4 protein-coding genes are annotated in these 3,229 nt (G+C 64.7%); 3 read left to right on the top strand and 1 reads right to left on the bottom strand.

Features of this window, described 5'->3' with window-relative positions:
• On the top strand, positions 1-660 hold a 660-nt coding region (locus tag EN742_RS29210), incomplete at its 5' end, for an aldehyde dehydrogenase family protein (RefSeq protein ID WP_128333574.1).
• 7 nt (positions 661-667) lie between these two features.
• On the opposite strand, the gene EN742_RS29205 is transcribed toward EN742_RS29210, so the two are convergent.
• Positions 668-1,234, bottom strand: a complete 567-nt coding sequence (locus tag EN742_RS29205; RefSeq protein WP_127406930.1) for a TetR/AcrR family transcriptional regulator — start codon at positions 1,232-1,234, stop codon at positions 668-670.
• A gap of 103 nt (positions 1,235-1,337) precedes the next feature.
• Here EN742_RS29205 and EN742_RS29200 point away from each other — a divergent pair, with 103 nt between their 5' ends.
• Entirely contained in the window at positions 1,338-2,153 is an 816-nt protein-coding gene (locus tag EN742_RS29200; protein ID WP_127406929.1) for an oxidoreductase, read from the top strand.
• A 66-nt stretch (positions 2,154-2,219) separates the two neighbouring features.
• Complete coding sequence (locus tag EN742_RS29195; RefSeq protein WP_127406928.1) at positions 2,220-3,221, top strand: NADP-dependent oxidoreductase; 1,002 nt, start codon at positions 2,220-2,222, stop codon at positions 3,219-3,221.
• The last annotated feature ends 8 nt before the right edge of the window (positions 3,222-3,229 follow it).

Raw genomic sequence — 3,229 nt, 5'->3', positions numbered from 1 at the left:
GCGCCGGACCTCAGACAAGCGGCCGTCGTGTCGGCCAATGGCATCTTCCGCAATTCCGGGCAGGTCTGCGTCGCCGGTTCCCGCCTGCTCGTCCAGGCGTCGATCTACGACCGCTTCATGGACGAGCTCCTCAAGGCGACCACGAAGCTGAAAGTCGGCGATCCGCTCGATCTCGGGAGCGATATCGGCGCGGTGTCGAGCGCAGAGCAACTCGACAAGAACCTCGGTTTCGTCACCAAGGCGGCGGAGGAGGGCGCCCGCCTCGTCACCGGCGGCGAGCGCATCCTGACCGAGACCGGCGGCAGCTACATGGCGCCGACCATCTTCGAGAACGTGACGCGGGACATGCAGCTCGCCCGCGAGGAGGTGTTCGGCCCCGTGCTCGGCGTCATGCGCTTCGACACCGAGGAGGAGGCCGTGAGCCTTGCCAATTCCACTGTCTACGGGCTGGCTTCCGCTGTGTGGACCTCGAACCTGTCGACCGCGCACCGCATGGTGCGCGCCATCAATGCCGGCGTCGTCCATGTCAACACCTATGGCGGCGCCGACATCACCGTGCCGCTCGGCGGCGTCAAGCAGTCCGGCTTCGGCCGCGACAAGTCGCTACACGCCATCGAGAAATACACCGACCTGAAGACCGCCTGGATCGCGCTCGGCTGACGGCGGTCTAACGCTGCCGGAGCAGTGCCCGCGCCGCATCCGCCCCCGCCGAAAGGATGCGATCCGACAACTCCGTGCCTTCGACGGCGCGGGCCAGTTGCAGCGCGCCGATGAGCGTCGCAAATACGCCCAGCGCCGCGCCTTCCTGATCCTTGCCCGGCGGCAAAGCGGCGGACACCTGGCGCACCAGGGACAGGAAGTGTTCGGTATAGACTTCGCGCGTTTCAGGCGGCTGGCGCGCGATCTCGGGCAGCAGCGCGGCGGAGGCGCAACCCTTTTCCGGATTGTCCCGGTGCGCGGCCGACAGATACGCGTCTATGGCCATTTCCGGACCGCCCGCGGCCAACACCTCCTGCATTTGCTGCGACTGGGCATCCAGGGCCGCCGCCACGCTTTCGCGGACAAGCTCGGCCTTCGACTGGAAGTGCGGATAGAAGGCCCCGTTCGTCAGCCCGGCATCGCTCATGATGGTAGCCAGCCCGGACGCAGCGATGCCGTCGCCTCGAAAGCGTTCGGCGGCGACTTCCATGATCCGGCCGCGTGAGGCGTCCTTCCGGCCCTTTTCATAGCGCATGGCTGCACGTCCTTTCGGCTATTGCATTATGATCATAATGTGATATTATACTCGTAATTTAATGGGCTGGAAAGAGCCGGCCTTGGTGATCTTGGAGTGTGACATGAGCGCGAATTCCGGAAAGACCGCTATCGTGACCGGAGCCTCGTCGGGCATCGGCCGGGCCAGCGCCGAGGCCTTGGCCCGGGCGGGGTTCACCGTTTTCGGGACGAGCCGCCGCGCGGCCGGCAACGGCCCGGAAGGGGTGACCATGCTGGCCTGCGACGTGACCGACGGCGATGCCGTCGCGGCGCTCGTATCGACGGTGCTCTCGCGCACCGGCCGGATCGACGTGCTGGTCAATAATGCCGGCGTCGGCATGCTTGGCGGCGCCGAGGAATTCTCGATCGCGCAGGTACAGGGCTTGTTCGACGTCAATCTGTTTGGCGTCGTGCGCATGACCAACGCGGTATTGCCGTCGATGCGGCGGCATGGCGAAGGGCGCATCATCAACATCGGCTCGATATTGGGTCTCGTGCCGGCGCCGTATTCGGCCCACTATTCGGCGGCCAAGCACGCGATCGAGGGCTATTCGGAATCGCTCGATCACGAGGTTCGTGCCTTCAACATTCGCGTCTCCGTCATCGAGCCGGCATTCGTGCGCACCGTCTTCGACCAGAACGGGATCGAGCCGGATTCCCCGTTGCAGGAATATGATCGGGCGCGCGCCGGGGTCGACGCCCTGCTTCGCGATGTGATGCCGAAGGCCGACCGGCCGGAAGTGGTGGCGGATGTGGTCGTCAAGGCCGCGACCGATGCCCGTCCGCGGCGGCGCTACACCGCCGGCAAGGCCGCGCGGCAGGTCAGCATGCTGCGCCGCTTTGTCCCCGCCGGGATGTTCGACAAGAGCTTGCGCAAGCAGTTCCGCTTGCCGGTCTGAACAGGCGCAGGGCAGGGGGGTTCTCGCCGTGCGGCAGACCAAAACCACTTTCAGGAAGTTTCTGCCATGAAGGCATTCGTAGTCGACAAGTATAACAAGAAGGGCATCCTGCGGCTGGCCGAGATGCCGGAGCCGAAGCTCGGGGACAGCGATGTCCTGGTCGAGATCCATGCGGCGGCGGTGAACCTTCTCGATTCCAAGGTCAGGACCGGAGAGTTCAAGCTCATCCTGCCCTATAGCCGGCCCTTCATCCTCGGCCACGACGTGGCCGGCAAGGTCATCCGCGTGGGATCGAAAGTTCGCAGGTTCAAACCCGGCGACGAGGTCTATGCGCGGCCGCGCGATGGCCGGATCGGGGCATTCGCCGAGTTCATCGCCATCGATGAAGCCGACGTCGCCCTGAAGCCCAGCAATCTCAGCATGGAGGAGGCGGCCTCGATCCCCCTGGTCGGTCTGACCGCCTGGCAGGTGCTCGTTGAAAGGGCAAAGCTGAGCAAAGGACAGAAGGTCTTCATCCAGGCCGGCTCCGGCGGCGTCGGCATATTCGCGATCCAGCTGGCAAAGCATCTCGGCGCGACCGTTGCGACGACGGCGAGCGCAACAAGCGCTGCTCTGGTCAAGGGCCTCGGCGCCGATGTCGTCGTCGACTACCGGAAAGACGACTTCGAAAATATCCTGTCGGGCTACGATATCGTCGTGAACAGCCAGGACGCCCAAACACTCGAAAAGTCGCTCACTGTGCTCAAACCCGGCGGCAAGCTCATCTCGATCTCCGGCCCGCCGGATCCCGAATTCGCCAGGGAAAAGGGGTTGAACCTGGTGCTGAGGACGCTCCTGCGCCTTCTTAGCCGCGCCATTCGGTCCAAAGCCAGGCGCCGTGGCGTGAGCTTCTCGTTCCTGTTCATGTGGGCGCAGGGCGACCAGTTGGGCAAGATCACCGCCCTCATCGAGTCCGGCGCGATCCGCCCGGTTGTCGATCGGGTCTTTCCCTTCGAAGCGACCAACGAGGCCCTGGCCTACGTCGAAACGGGACGCGCCAAGGGCAAGGTGGTCATCAAGGTCAGATAGCGACAGCC

The sequence above is a fragment of the Mesorhizobium sp. M4A.F.Ca.ET.020.02.1.1 genome (assembly GCF_004022645.1).
Taxonomy (GTDB): Bacteria; Pseudomonadota; Alphaproteobacteria; order Rhizobiales; family Rhizobiaceae; genus Mesorhizobium.
The sequence above is the reverse complement of the archived record's forward strand: the minus strand, read 5'-3'. Positions and strand labels throughout refer to the sequence as shown.